Annotated in this window: 11 protein-coding genes; 9 read left to right on the top strand and 2 right to left on the bottom strand. The window is 43.7% G+C overall.

The window, feature by feature from the left end; all coding sequences use genetic code 11:
• The first annotated feature begins 482 nt into the window (after positions 1–482).
• From AB1S55_RS02665 to AB1S55_RS02635, 7 genes are all read left to right on the top strand, one after another.
• A complete protein-coding gene (locus AB1S55_RS02665; RefSeq protein WP_370980241.1) occupies positions 483–5,051 on the top strand; it encodes an Ig-like domain-containing protein in 4,569 nt (1,522 codons plus the stop codon).
• A 350-nt stretch (positions 5,052–5,401) separates the two neighbouring features.
• On the top strand, positions 5,402–6,742 hold the full coding sequence (locus tag AB1S55_RS02660) for a helix-turn-helix transcriptional regulator (RefSeq protein WP_370980240.1): 1,341 nt from the start codon (positions 5,402–5,404) through the stop codon (positions 6,740–6,742).
• 117 nt (positions 6,743–6,859) lie between these two features.
• Positions 6,860–8,368 carry a sulfatase-like hydrolase/transferase gene (locus AB1S55_RS02655; RefSeq protein ID WP_370980239.1) on the top strand — a complete coding sequence of 503 codons (1,509 nt, stop codon included), beginning with the start codon at positions 6,860–6,862 and terminating at the stop codon, positions 8,366–8,368.
• Positions 8,369–8,379: 11 nt separating this feature from the next.
• On the top strand, positions 8,380–9,837 hold the full coding sequence (locus tag AB1S55_RS02650) for a sulfatase (protein WP_370980238.1): 1,458 nt from the start codon (positions 8,380–8,382) through the stop codon (positions 9,835–9,837).
• Between the two features lie 162 nt (positions 9,838–9,999).
• Positions 10,000–11,217 (top strand): lactonase family protein, encoded by a 1,218-nt coding sequence (locus tag AB1S55_RS02645; protein ID WP_370980237.1) that lies wholly within the window; start codon positions 10,000–10,002, stop codon positions 11,215–11,217.
• Positions 11,218–11,463: 246 nt separating this feature from the next.
• Positions 11,464–15,204 carry a TonB-dependent receptor domain-containing protein gene (locus AB1S55_RS02640; protein WP_370980236.1) on the top strand — a complete coding sequence of 1,247 codons (3,741 nt, stop codon included), beginning with the start codon at positions 11,464–11,466 and terminating at the stop codon, positions 15,202–15,204.
• A gap of 66 nt (positions 15,205–15,270) precedes the next feature.
• Positions 15,271–17,424, top strand: coding sequence for a hypothetical protein (locus AB1S55_RS02635; RefSeq protein WP_370980235.1), 2,154 nt, complete (start codon positions 15,271–15,273; stop codon positions 17,422–17,424).
• A gap of 198 nt (positions 17,425–17,622) precedes the next feature.
• On the opposite strand, the gene AB1S55_RS02630 is transcribed toward AB1S55_RS02635, so the two are convergent.
• Positions 17,623–18,366, bottom strand: a complete 744-nt coding sequence (locus AB1S55_RS02630) for a helix-turn-helix domain-containing protein (RefSeq protein ID WP_370980234.1) — start codon at positions 18,364–18,366, stop codon at positions 17,623–17,625.
• A 438-nt stretch (positions 18,367–18,804) separates the two neighbouring features.
• Positions 18,805–21,114: an Ig-like domain-containing protein gene (locus AB1S55_RS02625; protein WP_370980233.1), complete on the bottom strand. Its 2,310-nt coding sequence runs from the start codon at positions 21,112–21,114 to the stop codon at positions 18,805–18,807.
• A gap of 509 nt (positions 21,115–21,623) precedes the next feature.
• Here AB1S55_RS02625 and AB1S55_RS02620 point away from each other — a divergent pair.
• Both AB1S55_RS02620 and AB1S55_RS02615 read left to right on the top strand, forming a co-directional pair.
• Positions 21,624–22,199: an RNA polymerase sigma factor gene (locus AB1S55_RS02620; RefSeq protein WP_370980232.1), complete on the top strand. Its 576-nt coding sequence runs from the start codon at positions 21,624–21,626 to the stop codon at positions 22,197–22,199.
• A complete protein-coding gene (locus AB1S55_RS02615) occupies positions 22,192–23,748 on the top strand; it encodes a LamG-like jellyroll fold domain-containing protein (RefSeq protein ID WP_370980231.1) in 1,557 nt (518 codons plus the stop codon). The genes AB1S55_RS02620 and AB1S55_RS02615 overlap by 8 nt, the downstream gene beginning before the upstream one ends.
• The last annotated feature ends 23 nt before the right edge of the window (positions 23,749–23,771 follow it).

Raw genomic sequence — 23,771 nt, 5'->3', positions numbered from 1 at the left:
TCCCTCTTATTATTTCGTGTTGATCTTTGCTTTTGCGATCTTGTTCTCGTTTTTTTCTGTGTGATGATTTTTCTAGTTTTAACTTTAATTATTTAGTTGCATTTTTGTTAAGACTTAAGTGTGGTTTTTCGGTTTTATTAATAAATTTCGTGTCATTGATGTGATCTTGAGACATTCATTTTTGAGGAGTGATGCCTGCTTTAAGCACTTAGGCTTTGATATTTACCTGTATTTTCTTCGCTTGATAAGAGTTGTTTCTGTTTTACGCATATATGTTTACTTGTTTTTAGTTTGGGCTGAGTAAGTGATGTGTTTTTTTAACTCCTTGTTAAGTGTTTTATTGTTAGTTTTCAGTTACCGCTTATGTGCTATATAAACGGTCTTTCCTCCTCAATATAAGCGCATTAGCTGTTTATGGCGCTTGAGTTAGTTATGACTCAATCAGTACACACGGAATAATAATTAATAATTCTGAGGAATCTATGTTTAAAAAAAATCCTAAAGCACTGTTAAGTGGCTTTATCGGTGCTGTTGTTGCGGGTGGTGTCTCTACCTCCGCCGTTGCTGCCGTACAGGTCGATATCAATGCTGACGTTAAACACAGCGTAAACGGGGCCAACCAGTTTGGCCGTGAACGCCGTATTACTATTCACGCATCACCGATTGAAAATGAATGGATTGGTGAAAAAGAAAAGCTCGATTATGTCATGGAGTTGGGTGTTCATTTTGGTCGTGATGCGGGTACCCCTATGTGGTATTTCAGTCAAACTGAAGGTGATCCTGAACAGCCGCCTGAAGCAGATGATTATTTTCCATGGGGCCATCTAGATGAATTTAGTCGTGAGAGCTTAAACAGCAATGTCGATGGCTATCACTGGGCTTTGCAAAACAAATACGAAGATGCACAAGAATATTTTGATCGTACTGAGTACATGGTCATGGCGTCTCAACCGCGCCCGGCGATGCCTAACTGGTCGGCGTATAGCTGGTTTGGTGCGGCTTTGGATTCAGAGCACCCTTGGCGACCGCGTACTATGGAGCAGGCCGCAAAGTGGTACGCAGCTTGGTTAGAAGAGGCTTACCTACGCGACACAGGTGATGATCCTAAGTTGCCAATGCCAGCTTATTGGGAAGTAGTTAACGAGCCCGACATGCTAATGAACACGACCGGTCATGAAGGTCATGTGAGTACATGGGAAGAGCTATTCCGTTATCACAATGTGGTTGCCGATGTTATTCGTGAAACGCTTGGCGACAAAGCGCCTAAAGTGGGCGGTATGACCTGGGGTTTACACGATTTTCATAAAGGTGATACAACCGCAACGGGGTCGCCGCGTTTACAAAACGACGCCTTGTTAACGGCTTTTTATGGTGCGGATACAGCGGATAATCAGGCTTTAAAAGATCGTATTCGCAATGAAATTTTTGCCCCTTCAGAAACCATGAACGACAGTGATACAAGACGAGCTTGGTATCAGTGGGATGTGGTTTGGAAGGGTTTCCTCGATAGCGCTGGTGAGAATATGGATTTCTATTCTATTCACACCTATGACTGGGTTGGTTGGCCGGAGAGAACACCGACTACTCGCAGTGGTACTCATACTGAAGCCGTGATGGACTTGCTTGAGTGGTACGACGACAAAATGGTACCAGGTCCGAAGAAAGAAGTGATTGTTTCTGAATTTGGTGGCATTAACAGCGAGCATATGGACACTGGCGAAAACGTTGATTTATTCCGCGCTAAGTGGGAAAAAATTAAAGCCTTTCAGTCTATGCAAATGCAATTCTTAGAGCGCCCAGATTACATCACCATGTCACTGCCATTTATCGTAGTGAAGGGCAGTTGGGGTGATCGTGGTAAAACAGAACCTTATGCGCAATCTTTATTGCAGCGCGACTACAGTACCTGTGAAGAAACTGACGCCGCGTTTATTAATTGTAAGTGGGACTTTAATGCCGCGATTCATTGGTTTGAACAATGGCGTGATATTGAAGGTACTCGTATTGATACTTACTCAAGCGATATCGATATCCAAGTTGACGCTTATGTAAATAATAATGACCAAAATGGTGAGCACCATCTATACGTTATTGTTAATAGCATGCACGCAGAAGATACTGACATTGATTTAAGTTGGGCCGGTATTAGTGGCAATAGCATTAAGAGTATTGAAACTCGTCACCTTTATTTAGATGCAAATGTCGACGGTGATGGCAATGCTGCTAATGGTAAAGGCAAACCAATTCTTGCCGAAGCTGAACTAGCTTCTTTACCTGAGTCTTTGGTGGTGGCAGAAAACTCAACCATTGTTATCGATATTGAATATACAAGCGCTATTAATCCTGCGTTTAACAATAACGAGACCAAGTACGCTGGTGAACCTTTAAGTAATACCTCACCTTATCGTGTGGATATGGGTGGTAGTGTCGTTAATACAGAAGTTAACGGTGTTGCTAAGCCTACTAATGGTGAAGCTCAGTTGCGAATTACCGGTAATATGTTTATTGGTCACTGGACTGAGGCGAATCTGCATCGCTCTTATTTAAAAGTGAATGGTCACGATGTTGAAATTGATATCGATGTTCGCGGTGAAGGTCAAACAGGTAATGTGCTTGCGACGTTTGAGTTCCCATTCCCTGCGGAATATCTTGCGGATAATGGCAATAACAATATTGAGTTCAGCTTAATACCTCCTGGTGAGCTAGCTTCTGTATCTATACAGGTTTGGGATTTTGATAAAAACATCACTCGCTCAACCCCTGCTACAGATAGTGTTGCTGTAACTGACTTTAATGTTGCTGAAAATAGCATTGATTTAAAAGTTACTAAATCACAAGCGTTGACAGCAAACTTCTCACCTGCAAATGCATCTAACAAATTAGTTACGTGGACTTCAACTAACCCTAATGTTGCCTCTGTTGATCCTAACGGTGTTGTTACAGGCACGAATGTTGGTTCTACTACTATTACTGCTGTAAGCAAAGACGGTTCAATTAGTGACGAAATCACAGTTTCTGTTAGCCAGCTTGTTGCAAGCAGTGTTGCGATTGTTGGTGTGCCTAGCACATTGTATGTCGGCTCTGAAAAACAATTAAGTGCTGCTGTTCGTCCTATTCATGCACCTGATCGAACGGTCACTTGGACGGCAACACCTGAGTCTATTGCAACTGTTGATAGCAATGGTGTTGTTACTGCTCACGCTGAAGGTTCTGTCACCATTGCAGCAAAAACCAGTAATGGAATTAGCGCAAGTGTACGTATTAATACTGAGTTGTTAATGCCTGAAGCACTAAGCTTATTACCTGAAACTACCTTGATGCCCAATGGCGATTCGCTACCTGTTCAAGTAAGCATCTCACCATCTAACGCGTCTTTAACAGAGATTGAATGGACCAGTTCTAACGAAAATGTAGCCTCGGTTGTTGGTGACGATATTGTTGCTACAGCACAAGGTACAACGACGATTACCGGCACGATTAAAGGTACTCAGATTAGTGACACTGTTGCTGTTGAAGTAGTTGACCCTCAGGGTGAGATGCAGTGGCGTGAAGCTGAAACCTTTGATGAAACAGGTGGCGCCGCAGGTGGTTTTGAGCTTACCGAGGAAGGCGATCAAATTAACTATAACCAGACCGGAGATTGGGCTGAATATGTGTGGAATTTCGAGCACGCTGGTATTTATCAGTTTGCGATGATTTATGGCACTAACCAAGACAATGCAGGTATTGAAGTACTTGTTGATGGTGTAAGTAATGGTGCTGCAGCTCTAGCAAATACCAGCGACTGGGATTCACGCACCGAAGTTGTTGTTAGTAATGCGATTAACATCTCTAGTACGGGTGCTCATACTATTCGTATTAAATCGGTAGGTTTGGCAGATGCGTGGCAGTGGAATGCTGATAAAGTTGGCCTAAGACTATTAAAAGCATCTGCGTGTGCACCTAACTGTCCAAGCCCGAGCCCGTCACCTTCGCTTCCTGCTAGCCCAAGTCCATCACCGAGCCCTAGTGCTTCACCGAGTCCGTCACCTAGTCCAAGTATGATGGTCTCACCTTCGCCGAGTCCGAGCCCGGCAGTGAGTCCAAGTCCATCACCTAGCCCTAGTGTGAGTCCGTCCTCTGAGCCTTCACCCAGCCCATCTGTAGGCTTGCCTGGTAATGACGTTGTGGTAGAGCTAGAAAGCTTTAGCGATACAGGTAAAGACGGCGCAGCCATTAATTACGACAGTGTTGTTGGTTTTGGCCAAACCGCATCCGGTATTAACTACAATACCACCGGAGACTGGGCTGAATACAGCGTGAGCTTTGCTGAAGCAGGCACTTACAACATTATTGTGAATGCCGGTTCTCCAATGACAGGCCAGCTAGGTGTTGCGCTTAGCCTTAACGGTGCTGAAATTGCTTCGTCTACCCTAGCAGCTACAAGTGCCTGGGATAACTACCAACAAAATGTAGTCGCGCGTGATGTTAGCATTGCCGCTGGAACCTACACCTTGCGTGTACAAAGTTGGGGAAGTTCATCGTGGCAGTGGAATGCCGACAATGTTGTATTTGAATCGGTGACCGTAACTCAACCTAGCCCATCACCTTCACCAAGTGCGAGCCCAAGTCCTGAACCTAGCCCTTCAATGTCACCAGGAACAGGTGGCGGCGAAAGCGTTATGGTTGAGGGTGAAAGCTTTGTTGCAACAGGTGGTACTCAAGGCGGTTTCACAACTCGAACTTTCTGGGGCACCACTACCTTTGCTGATCACGTGCTAACGGGTGCTTGGGCAGATTACACGGTGAACTTTGCTGAAAGCGGTACCTATGACCTAAGTTTTGTTGCCTCTACTAAAGAGCAAAGCGACTCCAATGCCAAAATATATATCGATGGTGTTGAAGTGGCCGAAACGCCTGTTCACGGTAATAACCTGAACATATTCTCTGAGAAATCCATTGCTTCAGGCTTAAACATCAGCGCGGGTGAACACACCATTCGTATTGAAGCCACGGCCTCAAGATTGAAGTGGCATTTCTTCTTAGATAGTTTCAGTTTTACTGCGCAATAAAAACACAGCCCGCGTAAAACCGGGCTGTACGAATGCTTGATAGGGTGTTGTAAGATACCCACTTCTTATACCCGCCACTCGCAAGAGTCGCGGGTTTTTTACATGGAAATTGCTCCTGCATTTCCAGTACTTCCGCCATCCATGGCGGTCGTGCACAGGGAGGTAGGTATATCGCGATCGCATGAATGTGAAAGAGCGATACGGTTAAAACTAGACGCGGAATTAAATGCGTGCACCAATAAACAGGAATACATGTCCAACAGAGGGAAATTTACCACTCGGATTTATGCGCCTAAAAATTATGCTAGCTACATTTATATTACAATGTAATTTTTGTACTTCCGCCATCCATGATTGAATTACCCGACAACGTCTTACATTACACCTTCTTCCCTTTGTTATCAGCGCAACTGTTGATCGTGGTGCTTATCTACTTTGTCTTTGAGGGTAAGCGCCTATTGCGGGGTTTTAGCTTTCATATTGTGTTTCTCGCGGCGTATACGCTTTATTTGGCTGGGCGCTTTTTACAAGGGTATAGCCACGACGCGGTTTTTTCGTATTTGCTGTATTCTCGTGTTGCAGTGCTTCTGTGTTTGGCTATTCCCTGTATGGTGATTGCGACTGCATTGCAAGCTGGGCATAGGCTTAAGCGTTTTCAGTATGTGACGCCGTTTGTGTTGGCTTTGCTAATAACGGCGTTTTACGTGTTTAACGTTGATGTTAGTCATTTTAACTTGCTGTTCTCGCCTTCGTGGTCAGCATGGCTCTCTTTTGATGTCAGTGCACTTTTAGCGGAGCGCGCCGTATTTTTATATATTGCTGTTGTCGTGTTTTTACCTTGTTGTTACCTGCTTTATAGTCAGATTAGCAACGAACGAGATACGGTAGCGCTGTTATTTATTGCCGGCAGTTTGTTATTTGCCTTGTTTCAGGTGGGCAGTGCTTTTATCAACAATGGCTATTGGTTGTATTACATCGGCTCGGTACTGACCGCTGCATGTTGGGCCTGTGCTGTTTATATCGATATTCGTCAAAGTAAGGGGCAGGCTGAGCTTCTAAAAGAAGAGCTGCAGTTGGCTATTACACGGCGTAATGACATTGATATGGCTGATGTTGACGAGCTATTGGTTCAGTTACAGCTGAGTTCACAAGGTAATCTTGATCTCTATAAGCTCAAGGTAAGGGAGCTGCTTAACCGTCTAACGGACTCCACTATTCATGCCGGTGCTGATGCTAACAGCATGCTGCAAAGGAATGCTTCCAGCATGCAGGCGGTTAATACAAGTCTCAATGCCGAGCAGCTTAAGCAGTTTGCACGAGACGAGGCCTTAGAGCTTGGTGCGGTGCTCGCACAACTACCTAAAAGCAAAAGCCAGCTCTTGGTTGATAAAGCGCGAAGCTATATACAGAATGCTTATTGTGAGCACATCAATATTGGGCAAATGGCCGAGAGCTTAGCTGTGAGCAGCTCCTACCTTATGCGCAGTTTTAAGAAGGAGCAGGGGCTAACCATTAACCAATATGTAACAGCCCTGCGCATAGAAAAAGCCAAAGCTATGCTGCTTCAGCACAGCGTGACCGATACTGCGTTTGCGGTAGGTTTTAACAACTCGAATTATTTCAGTTCTGTCTTTAAGAAATATACCGGCTTAAGCCCCGGCGATTACCAGCTTGCTAAAAGGCCAGATTAACGAAAACCCACGTCTTAGTTCTATGCGCTTGTATTTTTATAAGTTTGCGCTCACTTACGCTTGCAGGCTCGTAAAAGTGCCTTAGCTTCATAATTTTATCGCTTTAAGATCAGGATAATGGAGGCCGAAGCTGAGGTTTTGGCTCTACAGTTGTTGCTGTTATTAAGCGATAAGGTTTGTTCGGCAATGCAGATTCATCGACCTGCCCAGGCACTGTTTGTTTTACTTCTTTTTAGTTTTAGCAGTCTTTCTAGTTTGGCTTTGGGAGGGCTTGAGCCTGAGCAGGGCAGCAAGAAGCTGCATAAAACCCCCAATATTTTATTTATTCTTAGCGATGACGCCGGTTACGCCGATTTTGGTTTTCACGGTAGCACAGAGATTCGCACTCCTCATTTAGATGCGCTGGCCAAAGAAGGTACTGTCTTCAAGCAGGCTTACGTGAGTGCAGCGGTGTGTGGGCCTTCGCGTGCGGGTTTATTGACTGGACGTTATCAGCAGCGTTTTGGATATGAAGAGAACAATGTGCCTGGCTATATGAGCGTTTCAGGTACAACTGGTGATGATATGGGGCTTCCTCTTGATCAAAAAACGATTGCTAATTACCTTCAGGAACAAGGTTATCGCACCGCACTTTTTGGCAAGTGGCATCAAGGTAATGCCGATCGTTTTCACCCTATGAATCGTGGCTTTGATGAGTTCTATGGTATGCGTGGTGGCGCACGCAGTTACTTTCCATTTAGTGACAGCAATCTCAATCATCGGCCGGAAGATTTTTTAGAACGAGGCATAGGTACTTATGCTGAAAGCCCGCAGTATTTCACCGATGCACTTGCTGATGCCAGTATTGCTTTTATCAGGCGTAATAAAAAACAACCTTGGTTTGCATTTGTATCGTTAACAGCCCCTCATGCTCCGATGCAGGCTATGCCGGAAGATCTGGCGAAGTTTCCTAAGCTTGAAGGTATACGAAAAATTTATGCAGCTATGATGCTTAATATGGATAGAAACATTGGCCGTATTTTACAAACCTTAGAAGATGAAGATCTTGATAAAAATACCTTGGTTGTATTTACCAATGACAATGGTGGCCCCAGTGATCAGAACGCTTCAAACAACCAGCCTTTAAGTGGCACTAAGGCGAATCACCTTGAAGGTGGTATTCGTGTGCCTTTTTTGATGAGGTGGCCTGGAGTCACCAAGGCTAGCACGCAGTTTGATGCGTCTATTTCCCTCCTTGATTTGTTGCCAACCTTTACGGCAGCTGCAGGTGTAAAACAAAACAAACTGGCTAATACTGATGGGGTTGATCTCAAACCTTATATCACTAAAAAAGATAAAGGTGATCCTCATGACTACTTATACTGGAAAAAGGAAGTTCGGGCAGCTGTGCGTCACGGTGATTGGAAATTGCTGCGCTTTCCAGATAGGCAAGCTGAGCTTTACAACATCGCAGAGGACCCTGCTGAGTTAAATGATTTAGCAGCAGCTAAGCCAGATATGACCGCCATGCTTTATCAAAAGTTATTTGAATGGGAGCTGGAACTGGAGCGTCCTGCATGGCAGCTAAAGCGTCAATACGAAGGGGCTGCGATTAAAAGAATGGATAATTACTGGGATAAAAAATAGGCATTAATAATATGAAGCGTCTAACTAAATTAAGGCTATTTACGGCCAGCGTGCTTTTGTGTATTTCTGGGTTTGTTCTAGCTAAAGATGAGCGCCCCAATATTGTTGTCATTTTGGCGGATGATTTGGGTTACAACGATGTAGGTTTTACTGGTAAAACGGAGATACAAACACCGAGCATTGATCAGCTTGCTGAAGATGGTGTGATTTTTGAAAACGGTTTTGTTACCCATCCATACTGTGGACCTTCTAGAGCTGGGTTATTAACGGGCCGTTATCAGCAGCGTTTTGGTATGGAGAATAATATTTCTTATACACCTTACGATCCACATATGGGCTTGCCTTTAACAGAAATGACCTTTGCTAAACGCTTGCAAGAAACGGGTTATCACACATCGGTTTTTGGTAAGTGGCACCTTGGAGGTGCTCCGCATTTTCAGCCCAACCAGAGAGGTTTTGATTATTTTTATGGTTTTCTCGATGGTGGCCACCAATATTTCCCTCACGAGACAACAGTAGGTGGTACTGGTTATTTATTGCCTATTATGCGCAACAGCCAAGTCGCTGAGTTTGATGAATATCTGACTACCGCATTGAGTCGTGATGCGGCTAAATATATCGATAGGCAAAGTAAAAAAGACCACCCCTTTTTTATGTATGTGAGTTACAACGCACCGCATGCACCATTGCAAGCTCCTCAGAATTACATAGATCAATACAAGCATATTAAGGATGAAAAGCGTCGAGTATACGCGGCCATGGTTGATGCGATGGATGACGGCATTCAAATGTTGATTGACTCCTTAAAGAAAAATGGAGAGTTTGATAATACGCTTATCTTTTTCTTAAGTGATAACGGCGGGCTTTATCCTTATTCGTGGTGGCCAGATTATACCTGGGCTGACAACAGTCCTTATCGTTATGGCAAAGTAGCGTTGACCGAGGGTGGTGTACATGTTCCTTTTATTGCGCACTGGCCAAATAAGATTAAAAAAGGGCAGCGTTTTGATGGCTTGGTATCTGCTTTAGATATTGCTGCAACATCCTTGGCTTTGGCAGGTGCCGATGTTAAGGACGCGAAATTAGATGGTGTGGATTTAACGCCTTATGTTAGCGAAGGTAAAAAAGGATCCCCGCATGAAGCGTTGTTTTGGCGTCTAGAAGAAGCTGAAAACTTGTGGGCTGTACGCACAATAGATGCTAAGTATATAAGACAGCCTCTTCCTGATGTAGGCCACGCTTATTATGACTTAGAAAAAGACCCTTATGAAAGCACGAACTTGATTGGTCAGTACCCTAAAAAGCAAGCTAAGTTGGCTGCATTATGGAATGAGTGGAATAAAGATAATATTAGAAATATCCAGCTTCAGAATATGGCCTATCTAGAGCGTCGAAAAGCATTCTTTGATGAACTATATAAAGAAAGTGTTGAAGCTTCTGAAGCTAAACCACCTATGATTATCAAATAAGTAGCTAAGAACATCGCTTTCAAAAAGCCAGCCCTCTTATTAAAGGGGCTGGCTTTTTAATGTGTCAAAATCAGTGTTTAAGACATTAAGTGAGTTGTTTATTCGTTAGATGATCGAGTGTTGGGCATTATTAGTAATTCATTGAGTAGAGGGTATGTTTGTATGTTGAAACTGTTAAAAGAGTTCGTTGAGGTAAAGCAGTCTCTATTTAGGGGTGTTTTAATAGGTGTTTTATTTCCTCTTCTGGTTTCTTCCTGTGCAACGTCTGATTCGGTGAGTGAAAGCTTGGATAGTGGAAACAAGACATATGCTTTCCTTTTGGGGAATTTTGATGACAAGGGGGTTAGGCGCTTAACTCTTGATTTGGAAAGCAATGAGTTGCGCGATGATGGGCTTGTTGCGAATGTAAGATCGCCCGGTTATATGTCTTTAAGTGCGAATCAAAATCATCTTTATCTTGTTAGTGTTGATGAGCATAAAAGAAGTAGCTTGGCCCACTTTAGTTGGTCTAATAATAAGGCTGGCTTCGATCTTGTTGATAAAAAAGACATTAAGGGCATCAGTGCCTGTCATATAGCGCTAAGCTCTGATCAAAAACAATTAGCTGTTAGTAATTACCGTTCAGGTGATCTTGAGTTGTTTTCGATGTCGTCTTCAGGTTCGGAAATAAATGAATCGGCGTACTTTAATAATTCGAAAAACTTAGGTGGGGTTTCAAGGCCCTCACATATTCATTATGCAAACTGGAGTCAAGATTCTTCTAGCCTACTGGTAGCAGATTTAGCGACAGATGAGCTGTTGGTTTTTGATGCTGCTAAGTTGAGTGACAAGGCGTTAACAAGAAAAACGGATAAATTAAAACCTCGTCAACGACTTAGCTTGCCTAAGGGATCGGGGCCAAGGCATTTAGCTTTTCATCCGGTATTAGATTACGTCTATGTATTAAATGAGTTGAGCAATAGTATTACTCTTGTTGTCCCTGATGAAAATGCGGTTTATTCATTGGCAGATAGCTACCGTTTATTAGTTGATCAGGTTTCTAGTTCTGCTGATAAAAAAAGGGATTTATCGTCAGCCATACGAATCTCTAGTGACGGACGCTTTCTTTATGCTGCAGTTCGAGGTGAGGATAGCCTTAAGGTTTTTAATATCGCCAATGATGGGCGATTAAAATTTGTTCAGTCGATTTCTACTTTTGGTGAGCATCCTCGAGATTTTAACTTCTCTAGCGATCAAAACTATTTGTTGGTTGCCAATACCTTCTCTGACTCAATATCTGTTTTTTATCGAGATCAAGGTACTGGTAAGTTGAATTACTTGTTTAGCCAGTCGGGTTTAATTAAACCTTCAAATATCCTTGCATTTGATAAGTATAAGTAGCTTGTTAAGTTTGTGTTGAAAGGTGTGTCAATTATCGGTGCTTTTGACACGCCCCCATTAACATATATATGTATGTCTTGACAATTTTAAATACTGCTATTGATTCTCAAAACGCTGAAATTCTACAAGTCGTCTAAGTCCTCCTGTTTTACTCTGCTGTAGTCCAGCAAGCCCTATCCGTGATATTCATAAAAATACGAGAAGGGCTGTTAATAAAACAATAAAATCCAGATGGAGAGCTCAACGATGTCTAACATCTCTCGTCGCTTTAAAGTGTCTGCTATATCAGCGGCAGTTTTAGCGGTCAATAGTGGTTCCGTTCTAGCCCAAGATGATACTACAGGACTGGAAGAAGAACTGATCGTAACCGGTATTAAAGGCGCTATGATGCGCTCTATCGATGATAAGCGTGAAGCTAAGAATATTGTCGATACAATTAATGCCGAAGATATGGGTAAGACCACGGACCAAAACATTGCCGACTCTCTTGGTCGTGTAACCGGTGTAACGGTTGTTAGTCGCGATGGTGAAGGCTCACAAATTACGGTTCGTGGTGCTACTTCCACCCAGAACCAGATCTCTCTTAATGGTGTTGCACTGACCTCAACCGACTTTAACCAGGGCGTAGATTTAAGCTCTTTCTCTTCTGATATCTTATCGAAGTTGGAGGTTGTTAAAACCCCAAGTGCGGACCACGATGAAGGCTCGCTTGGTGCAAGTGTCAACCTTGTAACTACACGTCCTCTTGATCAGGCTAACGACGTTATGACCGGTACTATTCAAGGCCGATATAACGACTTTGCTGAAGAGCTTGATCATAAATTACAAGTTTCTCTTTCAAAGAAATTCCTTAATGACAGTCTAGGTGTTACTGCTACGGTTTACGATGAAACCAATACCTATCGTAAAGATCAGTTACGCATCGAAGATTGGGTCGAATCACGTGAGTCCATACAGGTTGCAACGGATCAACATGGTAACCAGATCAGTGATTTTCGCGCTATTGAGCCCTCAAGTGTCGCTTATGAATTGCACCAAAACACAAGTGATCGAACAGGCGTCAATGCAGGTGTTCAGTGGGCTCCAAGCGATAAAACAGAATTAATGTTTAATGTGACTTATAGCGAGCAGACCCAAGAGCGAAGCTCTGACTCTATGCTAAGTCGTAATCCCGGGCCTGATGCAAACTTTGTAGAGGGCGTACAGTTTTCTCAGTTTGATTATGATGGGCGTGCCCAGCCAGCTCCTTATTCAGACCCTCAAGCCGATTGGTATAGAGTCGATACGGATTCAATGACTATGACGCAAAAAATTTCGCGTGGTGGTATTGGTGATCTTCGTCGCTCGGAGGGCGGTACTAAAAATAAAAACTTTGCTTTGTCACTCGAATTAGATCAAGAGCTTATGGATAACTTGAGGATGTCTGCCCGGGCGGGTTATTCATCAAGTAAATCCGAGAGCCTACCAAATGCTTGGACTAATATGCAGAACTTCACTCAGGTCACTGATGTGCTGTTGGCTGAAGCGGGCACCAATATCCAGCCAACCGGTTATACCAGCAATGGTGATAAATATACGGTGATTGCGGGCACAAGCTTGATTGATTATGGCGAGCAAGACTCTGGTGATTATGAAGAGGATGGCGACATACTTCGTGATTGGTGGGATAACACAGTACATACGGGCTTTAATCCTGCTGATAGCGCCGCTTTTCATTTGGGCTCGATATCTGAAACCGATAGAACCGTTGAGGATGAGTGGATTCAGGCTCAGGTCGATTTTGACCTTGATTTAGATATGGGCTTTTTAACTACGACTGAATTTGGTTTAAAAGCAACAAGTCGAGAAAAAAGTGTTGATGACCAAAGTTATAGCTTTGGCTCGTCCAGTGTAAAAGACCCTATTCGTGATGAAGAGGGCAATATCATTGCTCAACCTGGTGGTTCGCTTGATGGTATTCGCGGAAACATTATCGCGGGCCCTGGTCTTGCTTACGATAACTTTATGGAAACCCTGGGTTATGGTCGTTCTAACACAACCTACGGCTGGACACCTATTGATGTTGAAGAAGCTTTTAACATGGTGGTGGGTACTCCAGATGTATTTCGTGTTTCTAATGATTTAAATACCCGTAGCCAGCAGCTTGATACTGGGGCTTTATATTTAAAGCAAAATTTTGCATTTATGGATGATCGCCTCACAGGTGATATTGGTGTGCGTTATGTGAGGTCTGAGATTGAGGCCGAAGGTTATGCTGGCGCCACCTTCCATGATTATGATGGCAACGCTAACGAAAGTGAATTTGATCTTGTCTACATGCGCCAGCTTCGCTTTGGCGATGAGATGGGCTTAGATGCTTGTCGTGCTCCACAAGCCGTGGCAACAACTGAAGAGGGCGCGCCTGTCTTCCAAGATTTCGAGCGTAAATGGCAGCGTGTAGATGGTATTGGTTGGGATACTAGCCAAGGTACGACTTTTGATCCTGCAACTGAAACGTGGGACATCAACCCAGATCAGTGGACCCGCATTCAGGGCGACGGTAATTGTTACGATGCTGAATACGCGCAATATGCTGATTTGTTAATGGATGATAACCCAGATAACGATACGCAGGCGCCACCTATTAATTGGTTAAGTATGTGGCGTTATGCTTACGTTGATACTAGCCGCAATAATGGCTGGGATTATACAGATGCCAATAGCCCTACTAATATCACCTGGAACGGTGAAGGCACAGTAGTGAGTGACTTTACCGTTGCTAATCAGCTAGATCGTACTTCGCTTTCTGAGGCTGTAGAAGATAGCCATAGCTACACAAATATTCTGCCGAGTTTAAATGTGAACTTTGCCCTTAATGACGACATGGTTATTCGTGCAGCGATTTCAAAAACCATGACACGTCCAGAGTTTGAGGATACGCGTGCGGGCTTTACAGTACGTAACGGTGCTTATTGGGGGGGCAGCAGTCCTCAGGTAGGTTCTGTAGATATGTATAACACCAAGCTTGAGCCGCTTACCTCTAATAACCTCGATTTAAGTTATGAGTGGTATTTCAATGATAGCAGTATGGTGAGCGCGGCTGTTTTCCACAAGGACATGAGTAATTTTACCGATGCTCAAACCAGTCTCAGTTATATCACCGACGTTCGTTTTGACGCCGTAGAAGAGAATGGCCTAGATCCAAATACATTGTTAATTAATGTTGATGAAAATGATAGTGCATCAGGTAACTATGGCTTGGAAGGTTGTATGCCATTAACGGCAACCACAGACTTTTTCAATCAAGTCGGTGATTCAACTCGCTTTAGTAACGACTTAAGAGATCTGTGCGCTAAGCCAACCGTTATTCAAGTTCAAAATGCTCAGGACGCGAGTATTAGCGGTTTAGAGCTTGGTTATAGTCAGGCTTACGATTTCCTCCCTGGTTATTTCTTAAGTGGTTTAGGTATGAGTGCTAACTACACCTATCAACAAAGTAAATATGAAGCTAATGAAGGTGAAGAACTCGTTGATGCTTGGGGCAATGAATACAGCGTCCCGGTACCTGATACCCCGGAGCACACCTACAACCTAACGGGTTTTTGGGAGCAGGATGGGCATCAAGTACGCTTGAGCTATCGTGGTTCAACCGATTCTTTGGTTGATAGAGACTGGAATAAAGGGGCTCATGTTCGCGGTCGTAGTTGGGAGCAAGGCATGCTCTGGAATGAAGGGCGCGATACCTTAGATTTAAGTGCGACCTATAACGTTAATGATTATATCGATGTGACTTTCCAGGCAATTAACTTAACAGATGCTGCTTATCGTCAATATTTCACCAGCTCAACACTGCCAATTGTTAAAGGCCTTGGTGAAAATGATCAGGTTGTCTATAGCGGCTATGACGAAGGTAATCCGCTTGAGAATGATAACGTGACCAAAGATCGTACCGTTTACAACTATAAGGTCGGTACTACTTATCGTCTTGGCGTTCGTGTGAACTTCTAATTTCTAATAATAATTGTGCCCGATGTGATGAGTTGCCTCGGGCTTTAAAAGAATATGGTGTTTAAAATGAAAACATTTAAAAAATCATCCGGATATTTATTAGGGGTTGTTATTGCCTCTAGCTTAAGTGCATGCGGTGGCAGTGATGATAAAAAAGGTCCAGAAGATATTCCAAATACGGCTCCGTTTATGGGGCAAGAGCAGTTAGATCCGCCTAATGGTGCTTATACTCAAGTACCTGCAGATGCGATCCTTAATCTTCATGAAAAAGCAGGCTACACGCTTTTTTATCTGCAAAATGGTGTTGTTGATGCTGAGGGAGATATTCTTTATACGCAAAATCTAGAGCGTACTCGGGGGGATGATAGTAAAGGTTTCGACGTAAGTGATGTACGAATTGGTGTAAGGCCTCTTGATTACTCTCAAGACCTACATTCAGGCGAAACCCATACGGTTGCTTATAGCTATACAGTGAGTGATGGCAAGGATTCGATTGCTCGTAGTTTAACAGTGAATATTATTGGTGAAGACTTCATTCCTGATTTTGAAGGGGATCTAAGTGCAGGTTATACCAAGGGGGACGCCCAAGCGGTTATTCCTTTATTGGATGATGTGACTGATGGCGATGCACACGATGTACTAAGTGCTGTTAATTTGGTTGTGGATGAAAGTAACTTAATTGATATGCCTGCAAGCATTACTAGTGACTATAGTTTTGTTGCCGATATTTCTGCTATTAAAAATGATTTACCACTTGGTGTTATTACCACTTTTAATTACAGCTATGATATTTATGATGGTCATAATACGGTTACTCGACAGTTAAAGGTTGATGTTTTTGGTGTGGAAGATATTCCAGAGACTCCAGTTATTGAGGATTATTTCCCAGAAGTATCGGTGTCAGAAACGGCAGCCATTACTGCTTTTGATTTAGCCGATGGTATTTACGACCGAGAAGGTGATGCTATTGTTATTTTTGATGCTCAGCTTAAAGGTAGTGATGCGCTTCCTTACAATATGAGTGCCGAAGAAAATAATTTAAATGTAAACCCCCATGCTTATTTTCAAAATGTAGAGCCTGAAGGCACTTATTCGGTTGAGGTAACTTATAAGGTTAAGGATGATAAAGACAATGTGTCCGATGGCTTTGTAACACTCACTATTAATGTGACGGGTGAAAAAACCAATGAGCTAGATAAATATGTTGTAACTGAGGCGGTAGAGGAGGATGAAATTCCTACTGTTTATGCCGAACCTGGTTTTGAAAACCCTGCTGATCTAGGTGGCGCACCCGCTGTGAGTGGTTTTATTGGTGCTGTGCATAACTGGAATTGTGCTGTTGCTGAAGTAACTACCGATGCGGCGCGTACCGGTAATGCAGGTTTACGTATGGTAGGTGATCAATGTCGCCAACAGATAACTAATGGTCTTGCTATCGTTCAAGCAGATAAAAAATATGTGCTTTCTCATTGGTATAACATGCAAGTATTGCATGATGGTGCTTCTCACCCAGGAACTTATTTCCCTTTAATCACTAATGTGAATGATGGTTTGTGGACTACAGGCATACGTAACCCTGATCAAGAGCTTGGCAAATGGGTGGCCGATACACGCATAGTGAATACTTTTTCATGGGGGAACTTCCCTGATGAGGTTGGTAAATCGATGAGCCCTGGTATTGGTCAGTATCTTTCAGGCGCTAGTTCAGAAACCTATTACGATGATCTTGCTCTTGTTGAATATAGCTTTATTGATCAGGTTGCAAGCGATGTGCTTGTCGATGATGTGGGTACCTTTGATGGTGATATTGCCGATATTGTAGTAACTAATGGCACGATTGATATTGTCGATGTTGCTGGTGATAACAAGTTGCAGGTAACCACGGCTTCTTCCGGTGTGACTAGCGTGTCTTTACCTATTAGCGCGGGTGCTGTGAAGCAAGGTAGTCGTTATATTGTGGTTGTTGGCTCATCAGATGTCACCGGTTCAGGCTCTTCTGTATTCACTGTAAACTTAAGTAACGGCGCAGATGTCGTAGAAGCTCATAGTGATATTACAGCGGGTGTCTCAGAAGTAAATACAGATGTATTAATTACAGAAGAATATGGGCGTACCGCCGATGTTGATTGGTCTGCTGAAACTATGGTGTTGAATCTTAACTTCGCGGAATTGGATAGACAATACAATATCGATAATGTGCGTTTAATTGAAATTCCTTAGTGTCAATAGTCCACCATTCCTATTGAACTAAAGAATAAGTTAGCGCGTAGTAGCGTTAACTCTCCACGCTTGACCCCGGCAGTTTACTGCCGGGGTTTTTTTATGGTGTTTGTTATTTAGATAGAAGCAGGGTTATATTGCCTGTCTATAGTAGGGATAGATTGTTAAATCTTTTTTGTTTAATTGTGGATGAGTTTATTAAAAGCTATTTTCTGATCTGTATTCTATGGGAGTCATGCCAAAATATTCAGCAAAACGTTTGGTGAAATTGCTGTGGTCATAAAATCCAGTTTCTTCAGCAATATTGGTGATGGGGGATTTAGTTTGCTTTAAAAGAAGACGCGCTTTTTCCAAGCGTATTTCAATAATAAGTTGGCTTGGTGTTTTCTGTAAGTATTTTTTGAAGCGTCGTTCAAGCGCACTTACCGAAATACAAGCGATACTAGCTAAGCTTTCTATCGAGATCTTTTGGTTGTAGTTCTCTATAATATATTGCAGAGGAGCTAGCAGCGACTCCATGCGGTGGGTTGTATAAGGAAATTGTTCCATGGGTATGGATATTCCCATAATAGCGACAGTTTTATCGTGCTTATTTTTAAGGGGGATTTTATTAGTGATAAACCAAGAAAATTCACCTTGCTTATTTTTGTTGAGTACCAGACGATTTTTAACAGGTTCACCATGGCATACCTTCTGGTCATCTTCCATAACTGAGCGTGCTAGTTTAATGCCCGTGATATGAGTGTCATCTTTACCGATTATTTCTTCAGCAGATTTGACCTTAAGATTGTTTAACAGAGCCCGGTTAGCATGAACAAAGCGGCCTTGGGTGTCCTTTATCCAGAAGAGTGTTTCTTCAAATAACTCATAAAAACTTAAGAAATTACCAATGTTGATTGGTTCTAAAATTTTATGTGGATCAAAATCGGCTTTGGGAATCATCTCAAACTCTATAACTAGTTGTTCTTATTTATTATTGCAATACATTAGCTTATGCTTATTAAACGCATCAGCATGTGTTCCTTCATCTATGCCTTATTTATTGGTGTTGCTTGTCTAAGGAAATGACACAAAGTCAATACATATAAGAAGACTTGTGTTGCTTTTCCTGGATTGATAGATAAAAAAGTTATAAATAGGAGGGAAACGTACTGCAAAACGTGCCATGAAGGTCTATAGCTGTTTCGCTACAACGCCCTTAAGTAGGCGGTTTAAACACACGACTATGCTTAGAATGACGTTATTTCAGCAGCCAGTAGGGTGGGGTAACAGTAGACGGGGTAAATCGTTATTGGCCTGTTTTGCGCGTCACTTAGTAGCAATAAAAAAGCCCTTAGTTTGCACTAAGGGCCAAGGCTCACAGTTGAGGGACTGCTTGTCTTAAAAGGTTTTTCTTCTGCGCCAAAATGCAATAGCGCATAAAGCTGCTAAGTAGCCAAGTTCACCGAATGCAAAAGAACCACCACCACTCTCAGACTTTTCTTGCGGTGCTTCAGAGGGGGCGGGGCTGGCTTCTGGAGAAGCTTCTGGGCTGGCCATAGGAGATGGCGCCGAGCTGACTTCTGGAGACGGCTCAGGACTCGCTTCTGGCGAGGCTTCCGGGCTTGCGTCAGGTGATGGCTCGGCACTGGCTTCTGGAGATGCTTCAGGTGAAGCTTCGACCTCGGCGCTAACCGTGAGAGTGGCATCGTCAGTAAATAGGCCGTCATTGGTCACCACGGAGATGGTAGCTGTACCTGCGCTAATGGCTAAGACTTCACCACTGGCGTTAACCGTAGCAACAGTATCGTCACTGCTTTCAAACCATACAGCTTGATCAGTTGCGTCGGCAGGGATCACAGAACCTGTGACTTGTAGCATTTCGCCAACAGTAAGTTCTAGCGTGCTTGGGTCAATGCTTGCGCCAGTTACCGCGATATCTCCAGAGTCATCTATCGCAGGGCCTTTAATTGAAACGTCTTTAAAAGCCATCTTACCTTCGATATTTTCAGCCTTGATAATCACTTTTAAGCTATCGCCAGCAACATCTTCGAAACGAATCTCGTCACCTGAAAATGGGGCCGCAAGCTCACGGAAGCCAATACGCTCGGTGACGCCGTTATTGGTCACATCAAAGTAGATGTTCATAAAGGTGCCGTCTGGTAGCGTGGGGTCTACATCTGGAGTGAAGCTGATATCGACGGTCGATGCACATGTGAGATCGTATACAAGGTCGTAGCGCTCTTGAGTCAGTTCCAATAGCTCAGTTTCGTAGATAACACACTCGTCTGTAATGGGAGGTTCTACACCAGCGTCTTTGGCTTCGTAATAGCGTACGTAATCCACTTTCATACTGGTGCCGTCAATCGCATCGGTTACAGCGCCTGCGATATTCCATTTTAGAATGGCCAGACTTAATAAAATATTGGTTTCAGCGTGGTTAAGGCTGTGCTCTTCAACACGCATTAACTGACCATCAAGATAAAACTCGTGTTTATCTTCGGTCCATAACAGGCCGTAGGTGTGCCACTCCTCTGCAAAATCATACTCTGGATAGCTGCGCGGTTGAGGGCTTTGAGGGTGACTGCCATCGCCAGCTACATCAGTCCAGTTATGGATGTTCGTATTGATTTCATTCGGATAGTGGCCTTCGTTAATATCGAGCTCAAAGGCTTTTTGTCCACCGCTTACGCCATTTTTTGGCCATAACCAGAAGGAGTTGTTGGTACCAGTCGCACCGGCATATTTATAGCGCGCTTCAAAATAACCGTACTTAAAGGTGTCTTTGGTCCAGATGTTTCCGCAGGTCCAATCTTGGCCATCGCGAGTTTCTTTGATTGCCTTTAATTCAAGTATGCCATCAGCGACAACGGCGTTATCGCGGTAGCGGCTACATAAAACATATTCATTTTCTGTTGCGCCGTTTTGAGATATCCACTTCTGTTCAAGCTGATCGTCGTCGTAGTCAAATTCATCATTCCAAACGAGATCAAATTCATTTAAGTCGATGACTTTGTCGTAAACTGGGAAATCAGCTTCAGACACGACAATAGATGCATCTGCGCGGAAATAGCCTTCAGAGGAGACTGCGGTAATCGTTGCGCTACCTGCGCCTACGGCAGCTATTTCGCCTGAAGAGGTGACTGTAACGACACTCTCGTCACTGCTTTCAAACCACAGGCCTCTGTTTGTTGCTGTGGCTGGGACCACGGCACCTGTAACGTATTTAGTCTCACCAACATTAGCGGTAAGACTGGTAGGGGTAATGGTTATATCGGTTACGGCTGTCGGATCATCGCCGCCACTGCCATCACTTTCGGTGATAGAAATATCTACCGCCATTTGGCCAACGGTGTTTTCAGCTTTGATAATAACTTTTAAGCTATCACCATCGACATCGGAAAAGCTAATTGCCTCTGCTGCGATAGGGGTCATTAGTTCCCGATAGCCAATACGTTCGCTGACACCAGATGTAGTGACATCAAAGTAGAGGTTTAGAAAGGTACCATCTGGCAAGCTAGCGTCAATTTGAGGGGTATAGCTGATATTTACAGTATCGGCACAGCTAAGATCGTAGATATGTTCTACGCGACTATTTTCTAAAGGTAATTCAGTTTCTAGAGTGGGTACGTCGCAGGCAAGTGCGTCAACACTAAATGGTAAGAGTACTGTCGTGGCGACGGCCAGATATTTTAATCTAGGTAGTTTCATAGGTGTGTCCTAGTGTTTTTATTATGTTTTTAGTTACTCCAAAAATCCATTTTCATGAAGTAATGTTTTTAAAATTTCTATCTAAAATAAATTTTGTGCTTACTCGTATCGGATTTTTATTTATTTATTTTGAGATAATTCATCTTCACTTTTATGTTTTGCTACGGCTTGTATTTTTTGGGCGACTTTGAATATTTATGAGTTTTCGCCTTTCAATTGTTTGGGCTGGTAAATGGATTTTGGTTTTCATTTTTGGGGTTTTGGGCTTGTGCTAATCGCCGTTAACGCCTACTTGAGTTTCAATGTGTCAGAGCCGCTCACTGAAAGAGTGCGACTAAAAGAGGGGCTCTTAACAAGGGCTTCTAAACCTGGGGCTGTAACGAGAGTGTCAAAACGAGTGCCTGTAAACACTAGTTGGGAAGGTGTAAATCAAGTGCTGGGCCTGAAGGCCTTCTTTAGCGAAAGTGCTAAGGTAAAGACGTGGCTGATTGATTGAATATGGCAGGTACATGACTAAACAACTAAAACCCGATTACGGCAGTCTGATTACTGCTGCTCGCCGTGGGGATAGTTCCGCCTTTACCGAGCTTGTGAGTCTGCAGCAAAATAAGCTGCGCGCTTTTATTGCTGCGCGTACCTACCTTGCTCACGATGTGGATGATATTGCTCAAGAGAGCTTTGTATTGGCTTTTAATAAGCTTGATGAACTGGAAGACAGCGCTTCGTTTTCTGCGTGGCTTTGTGGAATAGCCCACAACTTGCTGCGCAATCATCACCGCAAGCAGAGGCGTATGGAGCCTAGTTGTCCGAGCCGTTTAGAGGCGCTGATCGATGAGCAAGAGCAAGAGCTGGACGAGCGTGAATTGGAGTCATATCACGGTACGGCCTTAAGAGCCTGCTTACTGAAGTTAAGTCATGAGGCTCAGGAACTAATACGAATGCACTATTTGCAAGGGTGGGCTGTCAAAGAGCTCACGGAAAAACTGGGTGTTAAACATTCAACGGTGACGATGCGCTTACATAGGGCGCGTCAGTGGCTAAAGGATTGTATAAAAAGTGCAGCAGAAGGAGAGGGCGGTGAATAAGCGTGAAGAACAGTTGGTCGCCGACTACTTGGCAGGCTTAGATGTTGACGATGCCTTGCTTGAAGCCTGTGATAAAAACCCTGAGCTGCTGAGGTATTTGGTCGAGCAGAGGGCTTGGCAGCGACAACTAAAACACGCTTTGCTTACTCAGGGCGATAAGGCATTTATGCGTGGCATACAGGCGCGAATTGAGGAGCGAGCGCTAAGTGCCGATACCGTAAGTGGTGAGCAAGGTAGTATTCGGCCTAAGTCTTATGCTCGTGGTTTTGTGCCGTGGCTAGCCGCATGTGCGGTTTTGATTATGGGTTTGTTCATCTTTGATGCGAGCTACTTGCAGCGTGAATTGGGCAGTATTAGTAAATTAACGGCGGTGAGTACTGGCAGCAAATCCTTACAAAAAGGTCAGAGTATTTATCGTGGCCCTTTTCATTTGGATCAAGGTTACGCCGAAGTCAGTCTTAAAAATGGAGTCACTTTAGTATTAGAGGCTCCGGTTGAACTCGATCTTAAATCCTATGCTCATATTATTTTAAATAGAGGTAGCTTGGTTGCCCGTGTGCCCGAGCAGGCTGTAGGTTTTAAGGTTGATACTCCGAGCTCTTATATTGTTGATTTGGGTACAGAATTTGGCGTGTCTGTTGATTCGCAGGGGGAGTCGCAAGTCCACGTGCTTGACGGCGAGGTTAAAGTCCGTGCATCTGATAAGCAGGAGTTTGAATATTTAGTCAAAGATCAGGCTCGTGCTTTTGACCTTGAGCAGCAGGTGGCTCAGATAGAGAGTCAGCCACAGCGTTTTATGCGCACACTACCAGGGACAAGCAGCGACGCTCCTGCTTATATGCATTGGCAACTAGATCAAGCTGAGGGTGGTCGTTACCGCTGTCGGGGGCCAGGAATTGCCGATCAGTGTTTTAGTGCCGAAGTGAAAACACTGAATCATGCCGCACCTGCGCCAAAACCTGTCACCGGCGTATTTCAACAAGCGATTTATTTCAATGGTCGCGATAATTGGTTGGCGACAGAGTTTCCCGGCATTGGTGGCAATAAGCCACGTACGGTGGCTTTTTGGGTCAAAGTGCCCAAAGATTTTTCTGTCTCCGAAGGCTTTGGTATTTTAAGTTGGGGTTTGCATGATCAACAAAATGCATGGCAGATTTCTATAAATCCTTTGGATGTTAGCGGACCGCTTGGGCGGATACGCATTGGTACTGCTGAGGGCGTTGTTGTTGGCGATAGCGACTTGCGTGATGAACAATGGCACCACGTAGCCATTGTGCTTTTTGGTGGCGAGGCTGTGGATCTTTCAACCCATGTACTAATCTACATTGATGGTGAGCTCGAAGCGACACCCCATAAAAGTATTACGCGAGTGAATACAGATATTAACCACCCTCGCAGCAAGCCTTTAGTTATGGGGCGTAATATCGCCTTTGATAATCCTTATAAAGAAAACAAGTTCTTTCGCGGCTCTTTGGATGAGGTTTATATTTTTGATTCAGCCCTAGATCAAGAGGCGATTAAATCCCTTGTTGAAAACAATCGGCTTTAGCTGATGTGTCATGCTTAAGCTTG

Source organism: Agaribacterium sp. ZY112, assembly GCF_041346925.1.
Taxonomy (GTDB): Bacteria; Pseudomonadota; Gammaproteobacteria; order Pseudomonadales; family Cellvibrionaceae; genus Agaribacterium.
The sequence above is the reverse complement of the archived record's forward strand: the minus strand, read 5'-3'. Positions and strand labels throughout refer to the sequence as shown.

Bases quoted from the DNA above. Each gene is read 5' to 3' on its own strand.
- AB1S55_RS02665 (WP_370980241.1), top strand. From the start codon at position 483: ATGTTTAAAAAAAATCCTAAAGCACTGTTAAGTGGCTTTATCGGTGCT.
- AB1S55_RS02660 (WP_370980240.1), top strand. From the start codon at position 5,402: ATGATTGAATTACCCGACAACGTCTTACATTACACCTTCTTCCCTTTG.
- AB1S55_RS02655 (WP_370980239.1), top strand. From the start codon at position 6,860: ATGGAGGCCGAAGCTGAGGTTTTGGCTCTACAGTTGTTGCTGTTATTA.
- AB1S55_RS02650 (WP_370980238.1), top strand. From the start codon at position 8,380: ATGAAGCGTCTAACTAAATTAAGGCTATTTACGGCCAGCGTGCTTTTG.
- AB1S55_RS02645 (WP_370980237.1), top strand. From the start codon at position 10,000: ATGTTGAAACTGTTAAAAGAGTTCGTTGAGGTAAAGCAGTCTCTATTT.
- AB1S55_RS02640 (WP_370980236.1), top strand. From the start codon at position 11,464: ATGTCTAACATCTCTCGTCGCTTTAAAGTGTCTGCTATATCAGCGGCA.
- AB1S55_RS02635 (WP_370980235.1), top strand. From the start codon at position 15,271: ATGAAAACATTTAAAAAATCATCCGGATATTTATTAGGGGTTGTTATT.
- AB1S55_RS02630 (WP_370980234.1), bottom strand. From the start codon at position 18,366: ATGATTCCCAAAGCCGATTTTGATCCACATAAAATTTTAGAACCAATC.
- AB1S55_RS02625 (WP_370980233.1), bottom strand. From the start codon at position 21,114: ATGAAACTACCTAGATTAAAATATCTGGCCGTCGCCACGACAGTACTC.
- AB1S55_RS02620 (WP_370980232.1), top strand. From the start codon at position 21,624: ATGACTAAACAACTAAAACCCGATTACGGCAGTCTGATTACTGCTGCT.